The sequence below is a fragment of the Streptomyces sp. ISL-96 genome (assembly GCF_018614035.1).
Taxonomy (GTDB): Bacteria; Actinomycetota; Actinomycetes; order Streptomycetales; family Streptomycetaceae; genus Streptomyces.
Map to the genome: position 1 here is coordinate 17224 of NZ_JAGGPA010000055.1, position 19176 is coordinate 36399.

Below are 19176 nucleotides of genomic sequence, written 5' to 3' on the forward strand. Positions count from 1 at the left end.
CAGGACAAGCCGCGCGACCACTGCCGCCCGCTCCCGCGGCTAGCGCAGCCCCGTCTCCCGCAACGTGATGTTGAGCCGCCCGCCCGTCATCCCGCTCGCCGGATCACCCGTCCCCGGCAGCACCTTCGGCACACCGTGGTACGCGAAGCGCGACGGCCCGCCGAACACGAACAAATCGCCCGAGACCAGCTCAACATCCGTGTACGGCCGCCCTCGCCCCTCCGTATTGCCGAACCGGAAGACGCACGAATCACCGATGCTCAGCGACACGACAGGAGCCCCGGACCGCTCGTCCTTGTCCTGGTGCATCCCCATCTTCGCGTCGCCGTCATAGAAATTGACGAGCGCCGTGTCCGGCGCGTACCCCCGCGCCGCCTCCTCGTCCCCGTACGCATCGACCAGCGCCCGCCGCCCCAGCTCGACCAGCCACTCAGGAAACTCCGCGACCCGCGCGCCATTCACGTCATCGGCCGTGCGCGTGTACCGGTACGGCTGCCAGTGCCACCCCACGCACACCGTCCGCACCGACATGACGCCCCCGTTCGGCAGCCGCGTATGCCGGATCGGCACCGGCCCCCGCGCCCACTCCCGGCAAGCCGCGACCAGCTCCCGCTGCTCTGCCACCGACAGCCAGCCCGGCACATGCACGGCCCCCGGCGCGATCTGCGCCCGCTCGCGGGGGAACAGCCCGGTCACGGCCGCGCCCCGGCTCCCTCAAGCTCCAGCTCCAGCAGCCGCCGCTTGCGTTCGAGCCCACCCGCGTACCCGGTCAGCGAGCCGTCCGCCCCGATCACCCGGTGGCACGGCCGCACGACGAGCAGCGGATTACGCCCGATCGCCGTCCCCAGCGCCCGCACCGCCGCCCGCGATACCCCGATCCGCTCGGCGAGCTTCCCGTACGAAGTAGTGGTGCCGTACGGAATGCTCTCCAGCGCTTCCCAGACCCGCAGCTGAAAATCCGTACCCACACCCACGGCGTACTCGACGTCGAAGCGCGTCAACTCCCCGCCGAAGTAAGCCCGTACCTGCCGCGCGATCTCCTCGAAGGCACCGGGATCACGCCGCCAGGCGTCGGATACGTCCTCGACGGCGACCCCGCCCTTCTGCCCCGGTACGGACAGCGACGCCAGCGCCGTGCCGCCGCTGGCCGTAGCGGACTCTTCGCCGACCAGCAGCAGTTCGCCCAGGGGGCTGTCCATGGTCGCGTAGAGCGTCATGGCTGGTTCCTTCCCTCGCATTACGTCGCCCGTTACGACGAGTCTGCGACGCGGGGCCCGCCGCGGCTGGCGGTATTCGGACATCGGGACGGGGGTGGAGCCGACCGCGCCGCCTCCACCCCCGTCCCGATGCGAACCACCGGCTCAGCGGCCGGTCACCGGTAGTTCACGAACTGCAGCGCGAAGTCGAAGTCCTTGCCCTTCAGCAGCGCCTGCACGGCCTGGAGGTCGTCACGGCTCTTCGAGCTGACCCGCAGCTCGTCGCCCTGGACCTGCGCCTTGACGCCCTTGGGGCCCTCGTCGCGGATGATCTTCGCCACCTTCTTGGCGTTGTCCTGGGAGATGCCCTCCTCGATGGACGCGAAGATCTTGTACTCCTTGCCGGACAGCTGCGGCTCGCCGGCGTCCAGCACCTTGAGTGAAATCCCGCGCTTGATCAGCTTGGTCTCGAAGACGTCGAGGATCGCCTTGACCCGCTCCTCGGAGTTGGCCTGCATCAGGATCTTCTCGCCCGACCAATCGATCGAGGCGCCGACGTTCTTGAAGTCGTAGCGCTGCGAGATCTCCTTCGCGGCCTGGTTGAGGGCGTTGTCGACCTCCTGCCGCTCGACCTTCGAGACGATGTCGAAACTGGAGTCGGCCATGTCCTGTGGCTCCTTTGATCGGGGGCGGGGATACCGGTATCGGGTGCCTCACCGGGCAGGGTGCGCGGCCGGGCGTCCCGGGCCGCTCCCGTAAAGCCTAGCCACCCGCACCTGCCCCGAGTGCTGATCAATCCAGTGGCGGAGCACCCCTGGGTATCAGGTATCGTTTACGTCGTTGCCACGGAACACCGCGCAAGCGGCCGTACCAAAGCGACATCCCATGGCGGTGTGCCCGAGTGGCCAATGGGAGCGGACTGTAAATCCGCCGGCTTAGCCTTCCCAGGTTCGAATCCTGGCGCCGCCACAGGTAGGGAGACCCCTTCCGGACTGCAGAAACGCAGCCCGGAAGGGGTTTTCTCGTTCGTACGGTCGTTCTCAGTTGCCGGCGACGTCCTTCACCGCGACCGAGACCGGCACCGAGCCGCTGATCAGCTCCAGCGTCAGACCCGCGGTCGACGGAGTGTCCAGCAGCTCGGCCAGCACAGCCGCCACGTCGTCACGCGGCACGGGACCACGCCCCGTCGAGGCCCCGAGCGAAACCAGTCCCGTCCCCGCGTCGTTCGTCAGGCTGCCCGGCCGCAGGATCGTCCAGTCGAGACCGGTCCGGGAGCGTACGTCCGCGTCCGCCGCACCCTTGGCGCGCAGGTACGCGTCGAACACTTCGTCACCCGCCCGGTCCGCGTCGGCGCCCATCGACGACACGACGAGATAGCGGCGTACGCCCGCCCGCTCCGCCGCGTCCGCGAACAGCACGGCAGCGCCCCGGTCCACCGTGTCCTTGCGCTCCGTACCGCTGCCGGGCCCCGCGCCCGCCGCGAAGACGGCGGCGTCGGCGCCCTTCAGTACCTCGGCGACCTGCTCGACGGAGGCCGACTCCAGGTCCAGTACGACCGGTTCGGCGCCCACCGCCCGCAGATCCTCACTCTGCCGGGGATCGCGGATGATGCCCGCGGCTTCGTACCCGCGCGCGGCGAGCAACCGCTCCAGCCGCAGCGCGATCTGACCATGTCCACCTGCGATGACAATGCGCATGTTTCCGACCGTACGCGCCCCGGCGCGCGCGTGCTCAGGACCGGACGTTATCGGCTCCCCTCGCACCGGAAAACCATTCGATCCGGCTCAACCCCGCCCCTGCCGCGGCAGGTCGAGCGCGACGGCGGCCGCCGAGTCGCAGTACTCGCGGACCGCGCTGGTACGCGCCACCACCCGCCCGCGGTGGATGACGACGCGGCTGTACGCGAGGGACAGCACGCCCGCGATCCGGTCCCCCCGTACGGCGACCAGCTCGGCCGGGAAGCCCGCCTCCACCCGCACCTCGGGCAGCCCCATCGCCTCCCGCGCCGCCGAACTCACGGCGCCGTAAGCGTCAGCGGCCCGCATCCCGCCCTGCGAAGCCAGCAGATAGGCCGCCTCCAGCGGGTCCCCGCGCCCCACCGGATTGGCCACGTCCCGCAGCGCCCCACTGCCCGCCGCGACCCGTACCCCGGCCGCCCGCAGCAGCCGTACGGGAGCCGGCCCCGTGCCCCGCCGCTCCACCCCCGAGCAGTCGCCCTGCGGCAGGCAGACCACGGTGATGCCGGCGGCGGCCAACTGCCCGGCGGCGCGCGTCGCGGCGTCCAGGGGCAGCCGCGAGAGCCCGGCGCACGGCCCGATGGTGACCCCGGGCCGCAGTCCGCCCGCCATCGCCGCGAGCCGTGCCAGCCGGGCCGGATCGTCACCCTCCGTATGGAGGTCCACGGGGCAGCCGTGCTCGGCGGCGATCTCCAGGACCGCTTCCGTGAACCCGGCCGGGTCGGGATCGAGGTCCGGGCAGCCACCCACCACACCGGCGCCCATCTTCACGGCGTCCCGCAGCATGGACAGGCCGTCGGCGCCCGCCAGCCCGGTGAGCAGCCGGGGCACGGCCACGGTGGTCAGGTCGGCCAGCCCGCGCAGCGAGCGCCGCGCCTGGAGCACCGCCTCCATGGACCTGAGCCCCTGCACGTCCCCGATCCGTACGTGCGAGCGCACGGCGGTCGCACCGTGCCCCAGCTGCAGCAGCACCGCCTCGGTGGTGCGGCGCTGGACGTCCTCGGTGCTGTACGAGACGGGGCCGCCGACGTCGGCGGTGAGAGCAGTATCACTGTGGGCGTGCGGCTCGGCGGCTGCGGGGAGCAGGAGATGGCCGCCGAGGTCCACGCGAGCGCCCACCGCGGGCAGGCTGCCGACGGTCCCGACGGCCTCGATACGGCCGCCGCTGAGCCGTACGTCCACCGTGCGGCCGTCGGTCAGACGCGCGGCGCACAGCAGGAGCGTGGTGCTGTCGGTGCTGGGCAAGCCGCTGTTCCCAGGGTTGCCGCCGGACGAACGGGGCGGCTGCGGCTGGCTGTCGGACATCGGGCTCCTGGTTGGGGCTCGGGCGTGCAAGATCAAGATCACGCAGCGTGAGTCGAGCCTAGGGGGCCGCAAACCAGCCTTCGAGGAGGAGCGAAATAGTCGTACCGGTGTGGGCACGAGTGGCGTACGAGACCGGTGTGGTGGGCAGGCGAAGGAGTACGAGAAACGGATTTGGGCGATCGGCGGGCGAGCGTGTAATGTCTTCATCGCTCGCCCCAATAGCTCAGTCGGTAGAGCGTCTCCATGGTAAGGAGAAGGTCTACGGTTCGATTCCGTATTGGGGCTCTGGTGATCGGTGATCCCCGCCTTCGGGCGGGGGGATCCGGCATCAAAGCGGTGTAGCTCAGTCGGTAGAGCAAGCGGCTCATAATCGCTGTGTCACCGGTTCAAGTCCGGTCACCGCTACACACGGTAGCCGATTGTGGGGTCGGTCCTTCGATCGGCTACTCTTTTATGCGTTCATCCGTCAACCGTCCGTCCAAGGAGCACTCACGTGGCTGCCACCGACGTCCGCCCGAAGATCACGCTGGCCTGCGTGGAGTGCAAGGAGCGGAACTACATCACCAAGAAGAACCGGCGTAACAACCCGGACCGTCTTGAGATGAAGAAGCACTGCCCGCGCTGCAACTCGCACACCGCGCACCGCGAAACCCGCTAAACACAGGCTCGTATGCGAGGCCGTCCCCATTTCGGGGGCGGCCTCGCGTCGTTTGATCCAGTCCAATTCATCAGGAGGTACGAGTCCATGGCGCTCGACCAGTCCTTCGTGGGGCGGGCCTATCCGCCCACCGCACCGTACGAGGTCGGCCGGGAGAAGATCCGCGAGTTCGCCGAGGCAGTGGGCGACACCAATCCCGCGTACACCGATCCGGAAGCCGCCAAGGCACTCGGTCACTCCGATGTGATCGCACCGCCGACCTTCGTCTTCGCCATTACCTTCAAGGCGGCGGGGCAGGTCGTCCAGGACCCGCGGCTGGGTCTGGACTACAGCCGCGTGGTGCACGGCGACCAGAAGTTCGCGTACAAGCGCCCTGTGCGTGCGGGGGACCGGCTGTCGGTCACCTCGACCATAGAGGCGGTCAAGTCGATGGCCGGCAACGACATCCTGGACATCCGCGGTGACGTCCACGACGAGTCCGGCGAGCATGTGGTGACGGCGTGGACGAAGCTCGTCGCGCGTGCGGCCCAGGAGGCGTGATGGCGGCGAAGATCTCTTACGCGGACGTCGAGGTCGGCACCGAGCTGCCGGCGCAGTCCTTCCCCGTGACGCGCGACACGCTCGTGCGGTACGCGGGCGCCTCCGGCGACTTCAACCCGATCCACTGGAACGAGAAGTTCGCCACCGAGGTCGGGCTGCCGGACGTGATCGCGCACGGCATGTTCACCATGGCCGAGGCGATCCGCGTGGTCACCGACTGGGTGGGCGACCCGGCCGCCGTGGTCGAGTACGGCGTGCGCTTCACGAAGCCGGTCATAGTCCCGAACGACGACAAGGGCGCTCTGATCGAGGTCAGCGCCAAGGTCGCCGCACTGCTTGAGGACAACCGGGTCCGGGTGGACCTGACGGCGATGAGCGCCGGTCAGAAGGTGCTGGGCATGTCCCGCGCCGTGGTCCAGCTGGCCTGACGCACTCGTTTGACGTAAGGGGCACCTCGCAATGGCGGGGTGCCCCTTACTGTCGGCACTGGCTGTCGGAGGTGCCCCGTACGCTTGTCCCCGTGCAGGAACTCCACGACGCGCCCCTCGCCCCCCTGACCACCTTCCGGCTCGGCGGCCCCGCCACCCGCCTCGTCACGGCCACCACGGACGACGAGGTGATCGCCACCGTCCGCGAGGCCGACGCGGCCGGCACCCCGCTGCTCGTCATCGGCGGCGGAAGCAACCTGGTCATCGGCGACAAGGGCTTCGACGGCACCGCCCTGCGCATCGCGACCACCGGCTTCCACCTGGACGGTACGTCGCTGGAGCTGGCCGCCGGCGAGGTCTGGACGGACGCCGTCGCCCGCACCGTCGAAGCGGGCCTCGCGGGCGTCGAGTGCCTCGCGGGCATCCCCGGCTCGGCCGGCGCGACCCCGATCCAGAACGTCGGGGCGTACGGCCAGGAGGTGGCCGGCGTCATCACCGAGGTGGTGGCCTACGACCGCCGCTCGGGGGAGACGGTCACCATCCCCGCCGCCGAGTGCGACTTCTCGTACCGCCACAGCCGTTTCAAACAGGACCCGGAGCGTTTCGTCGTCCTGCGCGTCCGCTTCGCGCTGGAGGACGCGGGAGGTATGTCGGCGCCGATCAAGTACCCCGAGACCGCGCGCACGCTGGGTGTCGAGGCCGGCGACCGGGTGCCGGCCGCCGTCGCCCGCGAGACCGTGCTGAAGCTGCGCGCGGGCAAGGGCATGGTCCTGGACCCGGACGACCACGACACGTGGTCGGCGGGTTCCTTCTTCACCAACCCGATCCTGACGGGCGAGGAGTACGCCGCCTTTGTCGCCCGCGTGGGGGAGAGGCTGGGCTCGGATGTGGCGCCGCCGGCGTTCCCGGTGGGTGACGGCAGGACCAAGACGTCCGCGGCCTGGCTGATCGACAAGGCGGGCTTCACGAAGGGGTACGGGGCGGGGCCGGCCCGGATCTCCACGAAGCACACGCTGGCTCTCACCAACCGGGGTGAGGCCACGACCGAGGACCTGCTGGCGCTCGCGCGCGAGGTGGTCGCCGGGGTTCACGAGGCGTTCGGAGTAACGCTGGTGAACGAACCGGTGACAGTGGGCGTCAGCCTGTAGCCGCGCGCTGCCTGCGGCGCCCCGTCCTAGTACGCGACGCCCACCCCCCGCTTGACCGTCGCCGCGTCGTCCACCATCGCCAGCATCGCGTGCGCCACATCGGCTCGCGCGATCGTCCTGCCGCTGCGCGGGCTGCCGCCGACCACCTTCCGGTACGTACCCGTCAGCGGCCCATCCGTCAGCCTCGGCGGCCGTACCGACGTCCAGTCCGTCGCCGACCGCGCCAGCTCCTCCTCCATGACCCGAAGATCCGCGTAAATGTCCTTCAGGGCCGCGTTGATCACGGCCAGCGTGACCCGGTCCACAACCGGCTGCCCCTCCGGCACCGGCCCGAGCGGCGCCGCGCTGACCGCCAGCAGCCGTCGCGTGCCCTCCGCCTCCATCGCCCGCAGCACCGGGCGCGTGAGGGTCGCCGCTATGCCCGCGTCTTTACGGGCGCGCGCACCGAGACCGGAGAACACCGCGTCCCGCCCCGCGACCGCCGGCCGCAAGGCCACCGCGTCGCCGTCACCGAGCCGCGCCGTGAAGACCTCCAGGCCCCGCCCCGTCACCTTGAACCGCGCCGGGTCGCGCACCACCGCCGTCACCTCGTGTCCCGCGGCCAGCGCCTGCTTGACGATCTCCTGTCCGATGCCGCCGGTCGCGCCGAAAACAGTGATCTTCATTGCGTACCCCTCCCCAGGTGGGTGAGTATTTACTCACTACATGTCTGACCAGAGTGGGTGAGTGTTCACTCACCCGTCAAGTCTTCTTGGAGCGCAGATGCAAAAGCCGGCCCGCGAGCGGATCCTCGACGCCTCCCACGAGCTGATGCGCACCATCGGCCTGGCCCGGACCACCACAAAGGAGATCGCCCGCGCCGCCGACTGCTCGGAGGCAGCGCTCTACAAGCACTTCGCCAGCAAGGAAGAACTCTTTGTGGGCGTGCTGAAGGAACGCCTGCCCGAGCTCGGCCCGCTCCTCCACCGCCTCCTCGCCGACCCGGGGGAGCGGTCCGTCGAGGAGAACCTCACCGCGATCGCCCGCCAGGCCGCCCACTTCTACGCGGAGAGCTTCCCGATCGCCGCCTCGCTGTACGCCGAGACCAAGCTCAAGCGCCGTCACGACGACGTGTTGCAGGAGATGGGCACGGGCCCCCACATGCCCATCGAGGGCCTGGACACGTACCTGCGCGCCGAACGCGAAGCCGGCCGCATCAGCCCCGACGCCGACACCTTCGCGGCCGCCTCGCTGCTCCTCGGCGCCTGCGCGCAGCGCGCCTTCGCCTATGACGCGACCATCGGCAAGACGCCCCCGCAGTCCGTCGACGAGTTCGCCGCCGCCCTCGCCCGCACCCTGCTGAGGGGAATCGGCTAGCCGGCCAGCCAGTGGTCGATTCCCGCCAGCAGCTTCGCCTGTACGTCGTCGGGCGCGGCCGACCCGCGCACCGACTGCCGCGCCAGCTCCGCCAGCTCGGCATCCGTGAACCCGTGGTGGCGCCGTGCCAGCTCGTACTGCGCCGCCAGCCGTGACCCGAACAGCAGCGGGTCGTCCGCGCCCAGCGCCATCGGCACCCCGGCGTCGTACAGCGTCCGCAGCGGCACGTCCTCGGGCTTCTCGTACACGCCGAGCGCCACATTCGAGGCCGGACACACCTCGCAGGTCACGCCCTTTTCGGCCAGCTTCCGCAGCAGCCGCGGGTCCTCCGCCGCCCGTACGCCGTGCCCGATCCGCGTCGCGCGCAGATCGTCCAGGCAGTCCCGTACGGACGCGGGCCCGGTCAGCTCCCCGCCGTGCGGCGCCGCGAGCAGCCCTCCCTCCCGCGCGATAGCGAAGGCACGGTCGAAATCCCGTGCCATGCCCCTGCGCTCGTCGTTGGAGAGCCCGAAACCGACGATCCCGCGGTCCGCATACCGCACGGCGAGCCGCGCCAGCGTCCGCGCCTCCAGCGGGTGTTTCATCCGGTTCGCCGCGACCAGCACCCGCATCCCCAGCCCGGTCTCCCGCGACGCGCTGTCCACCGCGTCCAGGATGACCTCCAGGGCGGGGATGAGCCCGCCCAGCATCGGGGCGTACGACGTCGGATCGACCTGGATCTCCAGCCATCCGGACCCGTCCCGTACGTCTTCCTCCGCCGCCTCGCGCACCAGCCGCTGGATGTCCTCCGGCTCGCGCAGACACGCCCGGGCGGCGTCGTACAGCCGCTGGAAACGGAACCAGCCGCGCTCGTCCGTCGCCCGCAGCTTCGGCGGCTCGCCACTCGTCAGGGCTTCCGGCAGGTGTACGCCGTACTTGTCGGCCAGATCGAGAAGCGTGCCTGGCCGCATCGACCCGGTGAAATGCAGATGCAGATGGGCCTTCGGCAGCAGTCGGACATCGCGCGCACTCAACATCCCAAGATCCTGCCGCACGCGACCGCCGCCCGGAAGCGTCTTTGCCCTAACGAGTAAGTCCCCGAACGCAGAAACGGGCCCCCGGCAGCAGCCGGGGGCCCGAGGTACTTGATCAGCAGATGGTCAGACGTGCGCCTCGGCCAGCAGCTTCTGCATCCGCGACACGCCCTCGGCCAGGTCCTCGTCACCCAGCGCGTACGAGAGCCGCAGGTAGCCCGGCGTACCGAACGCCTCGCCGGGAACGACCGCCACCTCGACCTCGTCCAGGATCAGCGCGGCCAGCTCGACCGAGGTCTGCGGGCGCTTGCCGCGGATCTCCTTGCCCAGCAGCCCCTTCACCGAGGGGTACGCGTAGAACGCGCCCTCCGGCTCCGGGCAGACGACGCCGTCGATCTCGTTGAGCATCCGCACGATCGTCTTGCGGCGGCGGTCGAACGCGGAGCGCATCTCGGCGACCGCGTCCAGGTTCCCGGAGACGGCGGCCAGCGCCGCGACCTGCGCCACGTTGGAGACGTTCGAGGTGGCGTGCGACTGCAGGTTCGCCGCGGCCTTGATGACGTCCTTCGGGCCGATCATCCACCCGACCCGCCAGCCGGTCATCGCGTACGTCTTGGCGACACCGTTGACGACGATGCACTTGTCCCGCAGCTCCGGCAGGACGGCCGGGAGGGAGACGGCGGACGCGTCGCCGTAGACCAGGTGCTCGTAGATCTCGTCCGTCAGCACCCACAGGCCGTGCTCGACGGCCCAGCGGCCGATGGCCTCGGTCTCGGCCTCGGTGTAGACCGCGCCGGTCGGGTTGGACGGGGAGACGAAGAGGACGACCTTGGTCTTGTCCGTACGGGCGGCTTCCAGCTGCTCGACGGAGACCCGGTAGCCGGTGGACTCGTCGGCCACGACGTCGACCGGGACACCGCCGGCGAGACGGATCGACTCGGGGTACGTCGTCCAGTACGGCGCCGGCACGATGACCTCGTCGCCCGGGTCCAGGATCGCGGCGAACGCCTCGTAGATGGCCTGCTTGCCTCCGTTGGTGACCAGGACCTGCGAGGCGTCCACCTCGTAACCGGAGTCACGCAGGGTCTTCGTGGCGATCGCGGCCCGGAGCTCGGGGAGCCCGCCGGCCGGCGTGTAGCGGTGGTACTTCGGGTTGCGGCAGGCCTCGATCGCGGCCTCGACGATGTAGCCGGGCGTAGGGAAGTCGGGCTCGCCCGCGCCGAAGCCGATGACCGGCCGGCCGGCGGCCTTCAGGGCCTTGGCCTTGGCGTCCACGGCAAGGGTTGCGGACTCGGAAATCGCGCCGATTCGGGCTGAGACCCGGCGCTCGGTGGGAGGAGTTGCAGAGCTCATGCGGGCCATCGTCCCAGACCGCAAACCCGCTCAGCACACGGATCCCGCAGGGCGGACACCGTGCGGCCCGGAAGTGGTCGGGCCGTATCTGTTCGACGCCGGGCTTGTGAGCACGTACACTCACTCGTCGTTGGCCCCTCAGCGGCAGCTCCTTCGTGCGCACTCCGTGCACTCGGGTGGATGCGGTAGGTTGGGGGAACCACAAAGGGTCGTAGCTCAATTGGTAGAGCACTGGTCTCCAAAACCAGCGGTTGGGGGTTCAAGTCCCTCCGGCCCTGCTACACACATCTTCGCCAGGATGTGTGCGCATGTACGTACTTCTATGCACTGCCGTGCGGCTCCACCGGGCGCGGCACGGCCACGACCCGGAATCAGGTGAGTAGCGTGACGGACGCCGTGGGCTCCATCGACATGCCTGATGCCCAGGACGAGACGCCGGACTCCGCCAAGAAGTCTCGCAAAGGCGGCAAGCGCGGCAAGAAGGGCCCCCTGGGCCGTCTCGCGCTCTTCTACCGCCAGATCGTCGCAGAGCTGCGCAAGGTCGTCTGGCCGACGCGCAGCCAGCTGACGACGTACACCACCGTGGTGATTGTCTTCGTCGTCATCATGATCGGCATTGTGACCGTGATCGACATGGGCTTCGCCCGAGCCGTCAAGTACGTTTTCGGCTGATCCCGCGTAGGGCGCCTCACCCGGCGCCCCTTTCGCCGTTCCACCCATATGTATCCAGGAAGAAGCAGCCACCGTGTCTGACCCGAACCTGAACGACGCCATCGAGTCGCAGGAGTCCGCTGAGGACCAGCTCGACATCGTCGAGGCGGCCGACGAGGACCAGGCGGAAGCTGCTGACGTCGCTGCGAGCGAGCCGGCGGAAGAGTCCGCCGTGCACGTTGAGTCCGACGAATCCGAGGAGTCCGCCGAGGCCGACGCCGACGCCGAGTCCGGTGGAGACGTCGAGTCCGGTGGAGACGTCGAGTCCGCCGAGGACGCGGCCGAAGAGGCCGTCGAGGCCGAGGCTCCGGTCGACCCGATCACCGCGCTCCGCGAGGAGCTCCGCACTCTGCCGGGCGAGTGGTACGTCATCCACACCTACGCCGGGTACGAGAAGCGCGTGAAGGCGAACCTGGAGCAGCGTGCCGTTTCGCTGAACGTCGAGGAATTCATCTACCAGGCTGAAGTCCCCGAGGAAGAGATCGTTCAGATCAAGAACGGCGAGCGCAAGAACGTCCGCCAGAACAAGCTTCCCGGTTACGTCCTGGTCCGCATGGACCTCACCAACGAGTCCTGGGGCGTTGTCCGCAACACCCCCGGCGTCACCGGCTTCGTCGGCAACGCCTACGACCCGTACCCGCTGACCCTGGACGAGATCGTCAAGATGCTCGCCCCGGAGGCCGAGGAGAAGGCCGCCCGCGAGGCCGCCGAGGCCGAGGGCAAGCCGGCGCCCAGCCGCAAGATGGAGGTCCAGGTTCTGGACTTCGAGGTGGGCGACTCGGTCACCGTCACCGACGGCCCCTTCGCGACCCTCCAGGCGACGATCAACGAGATCAACGCCGACTCGAAGAAGGTCAAGGGCCTCGTCGAGATCTTCGGTCGCGAGACCCCGGTCGAGCTCAGCTTCGACCAGATCCAGAAGAACTGATCTTCCTCTGGACCCACGCTTCCGACCAGGTCAGACCGGCTCTCGCAGCCGGTCTGACCTGCTCGGTTTTTAGCCGCAGCACGATACCCGTTATCGTTGTGCGGTATGCCTCCGTCCGGTGATCGGATGGCAGGAAACTCTCACTAGGACCCGGAGAGAGCAATGCCTCCCAAGAAGAAGAAGGTCACGGGGCTCATCAAGCTCCAGATCAACGCCGGCGCGGCCAACCCGGCTCCGCCGGTCGGCCCCGCGCTCGGCCAGCACGGCGTCAACATCATGGAGTTCTGCAAGGCCTACAACGCCGCGACCGAGTCGCAGCGTGGCATGGTCGTGCCGGTGGAGATCACGGTCTACGAGGACCGCTCCTTCACCTTCGTGACGAAGACCCCGCCGGCCGCGAAGCTGATCCTCAAGGCCGCTGGTGTGGACAAGGGATCGGGCGAGCCCCACAAGACCAAGGTCGCGAAGCTCACCGCCGCTCAGGTGCGTGAGATCTCGACGGTCAAGCTCCCCGACCTGAACGCCAACGACCTCGAGGCCGCGGACAAGATCATCGCCGGTACCGCCCGTTCCATGGGCATCACCGTCGAGGGCTGAAAGTCCCCGTAGCACCTCAGTGGTAGGGCCAAGCGCTGGTCCGCACCACGACTCCATCTCCCACGCGGCTCAAGCCGCCTGGTGTAACTGCTCAGGAGCAGAAGTGAAGCGCAGCAAGAACTTCCGCAGCGCGGACGCGAAGATCGACCGGGAGCGTCTGTACGCCCCGCTCGAGGCCGTCCGTATCGCCAAGGACACCTCCACCACGAAGTTCGACGGCACCGTCGAGGTCGCCATGCGTCTGGGTGTCGACCCGCGCAAGGCCGACCAGATGGTCCGCGGCACCGTGAACCTGCCGCACGGCACCGGCAAGACCGCCCGGGTCCTGGTCTTCGCGACCGGTGACCGTGCTGCGGCCGCGGAGGCCGCCGGCGCCGACATCGTCGGCTCCGACGAGCTCATCGACGAGGTCGCGAAGGGCCGTCTGGACTTCGACGCCGTCGTCGCCACCCCGGACCTCATGGGCAAGGTCGGCCGCCTCGGCCGCGTGCTCGGTCCGCGTGGTCTGATGCCGAACCCGAAGACCGGAACGGTCACCCCGGACGTGGCGAAGGCTGTCACGGACATCAAGGGCGGCAAGATCGAGTTCCGCGTCGACAAGCACTCGAACCTGCACTTCATCATCGGCAAGGTTTCCTTCGACGAGACGAAGCTGGTCGAGAACTACGCCGCGGCGCTGGAGGAGATCCTCCGTCTCAAGCCGTCCGCCGCCAAGGGCCGCTACATCAGGAAGGCCGCCCTGGCCACGACGATGGGCCCCAGCATCCCGCTGGACCAGAACCGCACCCGTAACCTCCTCGTCGAGGAGGACCCGGCCGCTGTCTGACGGCCGGGCCGGGCCTGACGGCCCGGGTCACTGAGTGGCTCTGATCGGGCCCCGCACCTCCCCTCGGGGCGGCGCGGGGCCCGATTTGCTTGTGGGTGACCCGTTCGCGTAGTCTCCTCCAGAAGCCAAAGACCGCTGGTCGTTGCCGTGTCTTCGCAAGAAGGTGCGGTGGCCGAAGGATCCGCTAGGTGCGGACGACCCGCGTAGGTGTCGTGGAAAGTTCCCGGACGCGCTCTTCAAAGAGCACAGTCGGTTGAGCTCAGCCCCGTGCGCCTGCGCCGGGGCGTTTCGTTTTGCCCAGCCCCTTCTGAGCGGTCCTCATCACCCGGAAGGAGGCCGACGCTCTATGGCAAGGCCCGACAAGGCTGCCGCGGTAGCCGAGCTCGCGGACCAGTTCCGTAGCTCGAACGCCGCCGTGCTGACCGAGTACCGGGGTCTCACCGTGGCGCAGCTCAAGACGCTGCGTCGTTCGCTCGGTGAGAACGCCCAGTACGCCGTGGTGAAGAACACGCTGACCAAGATTGCGGCCAACGAGGCCGGGATCGACACGCTGGACGACCTGTTCGCAGGTCCGACGGCGGTTGCCTTCATCACCGGTGACCCGGTGGAGTCGGCGAAGGGTCTTCGTGACTTCGCCAAGGAGAACCCCAACCTGATCATCAAGGGCGGTGTCCTTGACGGTAAGGCGCTGTCCGCCGATGAGATCAAGAAGCTCGCGGACCTCGAGTCCCGCGAGGTTCTGCTCGCCAAGCTGGCGGGCGCCATGAAGGGCAAGCAGTCCCAGACTGCCTCGCTGTTCAAGGCGCTTCCGTCGAAGTTCGTCCGCACCGCGGAGGCGCTTCGTGCCAAGCAGGCCGAGCAGGGCGGTGCCGAGTAATTCGGCTCGCTTTTTGACCGACGCCCGTGTGGGCGCAGGTCGCAGCGGGCCGGAAGTACGCCCGCCTCACATGTACATCGGCACCAGCCGAATTAGTGGAAGGACGCCATCATGGCGAAGCTCGCCCAGGCCGACCTGCTCGCGCAGTTCGAAGAGATGACCCTCATTGAGCTCTCTGAGTTCGTGAAGGCCTTCGAGGAGAAGTTCGACGTCACCGCCGCTGCCGCGGTTGCCGCCGCCCCCGCCGGCGGTGCCGCCGGTGGCGCCGCCGAGGCCGTCGAGGAGCAGGACGAGTTCGACGTCATCCTCACCGGTGCCGGCGACAAGAAGATCCAGGTCATCAAGGTCGTGCGTGAGCTGACCTCGCTGGGTCTGAAGGAGGCCAAGGACCTCGTCGACGGCGCTCCGAAGCCGGTCCTCGAGAAGGTCGCCAAGGAGGCCGCTGAGAAGGCCGCCGAGTCCCTCAAGGCCGCCGGCGCGGCTGTCGAGGTCAAGTGACCTCGTTGAGTCTCTGACTCAGCTGCTCACGTTCTGAGGGCGATCACCCATTCGGGTGGTCGCCTTCAGGCGTTCCCGGGACGCCTTCCTTGCTCTTGGCGCCATGGCGAGTATCGTGATCTTCGCCGTACGCCCCGCGGGAGCTCCCGCGGGAGCCCTGGGGCCTTGACGAACCGCACGAGGCGCGCAATTCTCAGGACGCGTCGTCATACCGATCCGGATCCGAGGCATGGATCGGCGGCGTAGAGGGCAGTACTGATATGCGCATACAACGCATGGCTTTCCGCAGGAGTTGAGTACAGCGAGGGTGTCAAACAACCCGCACTGGACATCAGTGGGCCAAGTGGCTACACTGACCCTTTGCGCTGCCTGTTAGCTGCCTCCTGCCCGTCACCAGGGGCATCCCCTCGCTCGAGCATCGACGGCTGACTTCCCCGACCAGGGATTTCTGCCGCTGTGCCAGCTTGGGACCGGTACGCGCGTAGTGAGTCCGAGCCCTCGGAAGGACCCCCTCTTGGCCGCCTCGCGCAACGCCTCGACCTCTAATACGAACAACGGCGCCAGCACCGCCCCGCTGCGCATCTCCTTTGCAAAGATCAAGGAGCCCCTCGAGGTTCCTAACCTCCTCGCGCTGCAGACCGAGAGCTTTGACTGGCTGCTCGGTAATGCCGCTTGGAAGGGTCGCGTCGAGGCCGCTCTCGAGAGCGGACAGGACGTCCCCACCAAGTCTGGTCTGGAAGAGATCTTCGAGGAGATCTCGCCGATCGAGGACTTCTCCGGGTCGATGTCGCTGACATTCCGCGACCACCGGTTCGAGCCGCCGAAGAACTCGATCGACGAGTGCAAGGAGCGGGACTTCACGTTCGCGGCTCCGCTCTTCGTCACCGCAGAGTTCACCAACAACGAGACCGGCGAGATCAAGTCCCAGACGGTCTTTATGGGCGATTTCCCGCTCATGACCAACAAGGGCACCTTCGTCATCAACGGCACCGAGCGTGTCGTGGTGTCGCAGCTGGTCCGCTCGCCGGGTGTCTACTTCGACTCCTCCATCGACAAGACGTCCGACAAGGACATCTTCTCGGCCAAGATCATCCCGTCCCGGGGTGCCTGGCTGGAGATGGAGATCGACAAGCGCGACATGGTCGGTGTCCGCATCGACCGCAAGCGCAAGCAGTCCGTGACCGTCCTCCTCAAGGCTCTCGGTTGGACCACCGAGCAGATCCTCGAAGAGTTCGGCGAGTACGAGTCCATGCGCGCCACCCTGGAGAAGGACCACACCCAGGGCCAGGACGACGCGCTGCTCGACATCTACCGCAAGCTCCGCCCGGGCGAGCCGCCCACGCGTGAGGCCGCTCAGACGCTGCTCGAGAACCTCTACTTCAACCCGAAGCGCTACGACCTCGCGAAGGTCGGCCGCTACAAGGTGAACAAGAAGCTCGGCGCCGATGAGCCGCTGAACGCCGGTGTCCTTACCAGTAAGGACATCATCGCCACCATCAAGTACCTGGTCCGGCTGCACGCCGGCGAGGTCGAGACGGTCGGCGAGTCGGGCCGGAGCATCGTCGTCGAGACCGACGACATCGACCACTTCGGCAACCGTCGTCTGCGTAACGTCGGCGAGCTCATCCAGAACCAGGTCCGCACGGGTCTGGCTCGTATGGAGCGCGTCGTACGTGAGCGGATGACGACTCAGGACGTCGAGGCGATCACGCCGCAGACCCTGATCAACATCCGGCCGGTCGTCGCCTCCATCAAGGAGTTCTTCGGCACCAGCCAGCTGTCGCAGTTCATGGACCAGAACAACCCGCTGTCGGGTCTCACCCACAAGCGCCGTCTGTCGGCGCTTGGCCCGGGTGGTCTCTCCCGTGAGCGGGCCGGCTTCGAGGTCCGTGACGTGCACCCGTCTCACTACGGCCGTATGTGCCCGATTGAGACTCCCGAAGGCCCGAACATCGGTCTGATCGGTTCGCTCGCCTCGTACGGCCGCGTCAACGCGTTCGGCTTCGTCGAGACGCCGTACCGCAAGGTCGTCGAGGGTGTCGTCACCGACGACGTCGACTACCTGACCGCCGATGAAGAGGACCGCTTCGTCATCGCGCAGGCCAACGCGACGCTGGGTGAGGACATGCGCTTCACCGAGTCGCGCGTGCTCGTCCGCCGTCGTGGCGGCGAGATCGACTACATCCCCGGCGACGACGTCGACTACATGGACGTCTCGCCGCGCCAGATGGTGTCGGTCGCCACCGCGATGATCCCGTTCCTCGAGCACGACGACGCGAACCGCGCGCTCATGGGCGCGAACATGATGCGTCAGGCCGTGCCGCTGATCACGTCCGAGGCGCCGCTCGTCGGCACCGGCATGGAATACCGCTGTGCGGTCGACGCCGGTGACGTCATCAAGGCGGAGAAGGACGGTGTGGTCCAGGAGGTTTCCGCGGACTACGTCACCGTCGCCAACGACGACGGTACGTACACCACGTACCGGATCGCGAAGTTCTCCCGCTCCAACCAGGGCACCTCGGTCAACCAGAAGGTTGTCGTGGACGAGGGCGCCCGGGTCGTCGAGGGCCAGGTCCTCGCCGACGGTCCTGCCACCCAGCAGGGTGAGATGGCGCTCGGCAAGAACCTGCTCGTGGCGTTCATGCCGTGGGAGGGTCACAACTACGAAGACGCGATCATCCTCAGCCAGCGCCTGGTGCAGGACGACGTCCTCTCCTCGATTCACATCGAGGAGCACGAGGTCGACGCCCGTGACACCAAGCTCGGCCCGGAGGAGATCACCCGGGACATCCCGAACGTCTCCGAAGAGGTCCTCGCGGACCTCGACGAGCGCGGCATCATCCGTATCGGTGCCGAGGTCGTCGCCGGTGACATCCTCGTCGGCAAGGTCACGCCCAAGGGTGAGACCGAGCTGACGCCGGAAGAGCGCCTGCTGCGCGCGATCTTCGGTGAGAAGGCGCGCGAAGTGCGCGACACCTCGCTGAAGGTGCCGCACGGTGAGGTCGGCAAGATCATCGGTGTCCGCGTCTTCGACCGCGAAGAGGGCGACGAGCTGCCGCCGGGTGTGAACCAGCTGGTTCGCGTCTACGTCGCGCAGAAGCGCAAGATCACCGATGGTGACAAGCTCGCCGGCCGTCACGGCAACAAGGGCGTCATCTCGAAGATCCTGCCGATCGAGGACATGCCGTTCATGGAGGACGGCACCCCGGTCGACATCATCCTCAACCCGCTGGGTGTCCCGTCCCGAATGAACCCGGGACAGGTCCTCGAAATCCACCTGGGCTGGCTCGCCAGTCAGGGCTGGAAGGTCGAGGGCGGCGAGGACTGGATGGAGCGTCTGAAGGTGATCGGGGCCGACGAGGTCGCCCCCGGTACCAACGTCGCGACGCCGGTCTTCGACGGTGCGCGCGAGGACGAGATCTCGGGTCTCTTCGAGTCCACGATCCCCAACCGCGACGGCAACAGGATGGTGCAGCCCTCGGGCAAGGCCAACCTGTTCGACGGCCGCTCGGGTGAGCCTTTCCCGGAGCCGGTCTCGGTCGGCTACATGTACATCCTCAAGCTCCACCACCTGGTCGACGACAAGCTCCACGCTCGTTCGACCGGTCCGTACTCGATGATCACCCAGCAGCCGCTGGGTGGTAAGGCCCAGTTCGGTGGCCAGCGATTCGGTGAGATGGAGGTGTGGGCGCTTGAGGCTTATGGCGCCGCTTACGCCCTCCAGGAACTGCTGACCATCAAGTCCGACGACGTCACCGGCCGCGTGAAGGTCTACGAGGCCATCGTCAAGGGCGAGAACATTCCTGAGCCCGGCATCCCCGAGTCCTTCAAGGTGCTCATCAAGGAGATGCAGTCCCTGTGCCTCAACGTGGAGGTGCTGTCCTCGGACGGCATGTCCATCGAGATGCGCGACACCGACGAGGACGTCTTCCGCGCTGCGGAAGAGCTCGGTATCGACCTGTCCCGGCGCGAGCCGAGCAGCGTCGAAGAGGTCTGACGGGTTGTC

At 68.1% G+C, this 19176-nt stretch carries 20 protein-coding genes and 4 tRNA genes; 16 read left to right on the forward strand and 8 right to left on the reverse strand.

Annotated elements, in window-relative coordinates:
• Positions 1 to 39 precede the first annotated feature (39 nt).
• From J7E96_RS28830 to J7E96_RS28840, 3 genes are all read right to left on the reverse strand, one after another.
• Positions 40 to 696 carry an alpha-ketoglutarate-dependent dioxygenase AlkB gene (locus J7E96_RS28830; RefSeq protein ID WP_215135447.1) on the reverse strand — a complete coding sequence of 219 codons (657 nt, stop codon included), beginning with the start codon at positions 694 to 696 and terminating at the stop codon, positions 40 to 42.
• Positions 693 to 1217: a methylated-DNA--[protein]-cysteine S-methyltransferase gene (locus tag J7E96_RS28835; protein ID WP_215135449.1), complete on the reverse strand. Its 525-nt coding sequence runs from the start codon at positions 1215 to 1217 to the stop codon at positions 693 to 695. The genes J7E96_RS28830 and J7E96_RS28835 overlap by 4 nt, the downstream gene beginning before the upstream one ends.
• A gap of 155 nt (positions 1218 to 1372) precedes the next feature.
• The gene (locus J7E96_RS28840; protein WP_214974403.1) at positions 1373 to 1861 is read right to left on the reverse strand and encodes a YajQ family cyclic di-GMP-binding protein; all 489 of its coding nucleotides are present in this window, start codon (positions 1859 to 1861) and stop codon (positions 1373 to 1375) included.
• A 222-nt stretch (positions 1862 to 2083) separates the two neighbouring features.
• On the opposite strand from J7E96_RS28840, the gene J7E96_RS28845 reads away from it, so the two are divergent.
• Positions 2084 to 2165: transfer RNA gene (locus tag J7E96_RS28845), tRNA-Tyr, on the forward strand.
• Between the two features lie 71 nt (positions 2166 to 2236).
• Here J7E96_RS28845 and J7E96_RS28850 read toward each other — a convergent pair.
• Complete coding sequence (locus J7E96_RS28850; protein WP_215135452.1) at positions 2237 to 2893, reverse strand: SDR family oxidoreductase; 657 nt, start codon at positions 2891 to 2893, stop codon at positions 2237 to 2239.
• 87 nt (positions 2894 to 2980) lie between these two features.
• Complete coding sequence (locus J7E96_RS28855) at positions 2981 to 4237, reverse strand: amidohydrolase family protein (RefSeq protein WP_215135455.1); 1257 nt, start codon at positions 4235 to 4237, stop codon at positions 2981 to 2983.
• A gap of 212 nt (positions 4238 to 4449) precedes the next feature.
• On the opposite strand from J7E96_RS28855, the gene J7E96_RS28860 reads away from it, so the two are divergent.
• The 6 genes from J7E96_RS28860 to J7E96_RS28885 all read left to right on the forward strand — a co-directional run bounded on the left by J7E96_RS28860 (position 4450) and on the right by J7E96_RS28885 (position 7011).
• Positions 4450 to 4522, forward strand: a tRNA-Thr gene (locus tag J7E96_RS28860).
• A 47-nt stretch (positions 4523 to 4569) separates the two neighbouring features.
• A tRNA-Met gene (locus tag J7E96_RS28865) sits at positions 4570 to 4642 on the forward strand.
• Between the two features lie 88 nt (positions 4643 to 4730).
• The gene (rpmG, locus tag J7E96_RS28870; RefSeq protein WP_003956487.1) at positions 4731 to 4895 is read left to right on the forward strand and encodes a 50S ribosomal protein L33; all 165 of its coding nucleotides are present in this window, start codon (positions 4731 to 4733) and stop codon (positions 4893 to 4895) included.
• 87 nt (positions 4896 to 4982) lie between these two features.
• Positions 4983 to 5435, forward strand: a complete 453-nt coding sequence (locus J7E96_RS28875; RefSeq protein WP_215135457.1) for a MaoC family dehydratase N-terminal domain-containing protein — start codon at positions 4983 to 4985, stop codon at positions 5433 to 5435.
• Entirely contained in the window at positions 5435 to 5863 is a 429-nt protein-coding gene (locus J7E96_RS28880; RefSeq protein WP_215135460.1) for a MaoC family dehydratase, read from the forward strand. Before J7E96_RS28875 ends, J7E96_RS28880 begins: the two co-directional genes overlap by 1 nt.
• 92 nt (positions 5864 to 5955) lie before the next feature.
• Entirely contained in the window at positions 5956 to 7011 is a 1056-nt protein-coding gene (locus J7E96_RS28885) for a UDP-N-acetylmuramate dehydrogenase (protein WP_215135461.1), read from the forward strand.
• A gap of 26 nt (positions 7012 to 7037) precedes the next feature.
• On the opposite strand, the gene J7E96_RS28890 is transcribed toward J7E96_RS28885, so the two are convergent.
• Positions 7038 to 7676, reverse strand: coding sequence for an NAD(P)-dependent oxidoreductase (locus J7E96_RS28890; protein WP_215135462.1), 639 nt, complete (start codon positions 7674 to 7676; stop codon positions 7038 to 7040).
• A gap of 97 nt (positions 7677 to 7773) precedes the next feature.
• On the opposite strand from J7E96_RS28890, the gene J7E96_RS28895 reads away from it, so the two are divergent.
• Positions 7774 to 8367, forward strand: coding sequence for a TetR/AcrR family transcriptional regulator (locus tag J7E96_RS28895; RefSeq protein ID WP_215135464.1), 594 nt, complete (start codon positions 7774 to 7776; stop codon positions 8365 to 8367).
• Here J7E96_RS28895 and J7E96_RS28900 read toward each other — a convergent pair.
• Both J7E96_RS28900 and J7E96_RS28905 read right to left on the reverse strand, forming a co-directional pair.
• Positions 8364 to 9383: an adenosine deaminase gene (locus J7E96_RS28900; RefSeq protein WP_215135466.1), complete on the reverse strand. Its 1020-nt coding sequence runs from the start codon at positions 9381 to 9383 to the stop codon at positions 8364 to 8366. The genes J7E96_RS28895 and J7E96_RS28900 overlap by 4 nt on opposite strands.
• Before the next feature lie 123 nt (positions 9384 to 9506).
• Positions 9507 to 10733, reverse strand: coding sequence for a pyridoxal phosphate-dependent aminotransferase (locus tag J7E96_RS28905; protein ID WP_215135467.1), 1227 nt, complete (start codon positions 10731 to 10733; stop codon positions 9507 to 9509).
• A gap of 205 nt (positions 10734 to 10938) precedes the next feature.
• Here J7E96_RS28905 and J7E96_RS28910 point away from each other — a divergent pair.
• The 8 genes from J7E96_RS28910 to rpoB all read left to right on the forward strand — a co-directional run bounded on the left by J7E96_RS28910 (position 10939) and on the right by rpoB (position 19167).
• Positions 10939 to 11011: transfer RNA gene (locus J7E96_RS28910), tRNA-Trp, on the forward strand.
• Positions 11012 to 11117: 106 nt separating this feature from the next.
• A complete protein-coding gene (secE, locus tag J7E96_RS28915; RefSeq protein WP_215135468.1) occupies positions 11118 to 11405 on the forward strand; it encodes a preprotein translocase subunit SecE in 288 nt (95 codons plus the stop codon).
• 73 nt (positions 11406 to 11478) lie between these two features.
• On the forward strand, positions 11479 to 12372 hold the full coding sequence (nusG, locus tag J7E96_RS28920) for a transcription termination/antitermination protein NusG (protein WP_215135471.1): 894 nt from the start codon (positions 11479 to 11481) through the stop codon (positions 12370 to 12372).
• Positions 12373 to 12534: 162 nt separating this feature from the next.
• Complete coding sequence (gene rplK / locus J7E96_RS28925; RefSeq protein WP_028812391.1) at positions 12535 to 12969, forward strand: 50S ribosomal protein L11; 435 nt, start codon at positions 12535 to 12537, stop codon at positions 12967 to 12969.
• Between the two features lie 103 nt (positions 12970 to 13072).
• Positions 13073 to 13795, forward strand: a complete 723-nt coding sequence (rplA, locus tag J7E96_RS28930) for a 50S ribosomal protein L1 (protein ID WP_215135474.1) — start codon at positions 13073 to 13075, stop codon at positions 13793 to 13795.
• Positions 13796 to 14141: 346 nt separating this feature from the next.
• A complete protein-coding gene (rplJ, locus tag J7E96_RS28935; RefSeq protein WP_215135477.1) occupies positions 14142 to 14672 on the forward strand; it encodes a 50S ribosomal protein L10 in 531 nt (176 codons plus the stop codon).
• A gap of 111 nt (positions 14673 to 14783) precedes the next feature.
• Positions 14784 to 15170, forward strand: a complete 387-nt coding sequence (gene rplL, locus J7E96_RS28940; RefSeq protein ID WP_215135480.1) for a 50S ribosomal protein L7/L12 — start codon at positions 14784 to 14786, stop codon at positions 15168 to 15170.
• A gap of 514 nt (positions 15171 to 15684) precedes the next feature.
• Positions 15685 to 19167, forward strand: coding sequence for a DNA-directed RNA polymerase subunit beta (rpoB, locus tag J7E96_RS28945; protein ID WP_215135482.1), 3483 nt, complete (start codon positions 15685 to 15687; stop codon positions 19165 to 19167).
• The last annotated feature ends 9 nt before the right edge of the window (positions 19168 to 19176 follow it).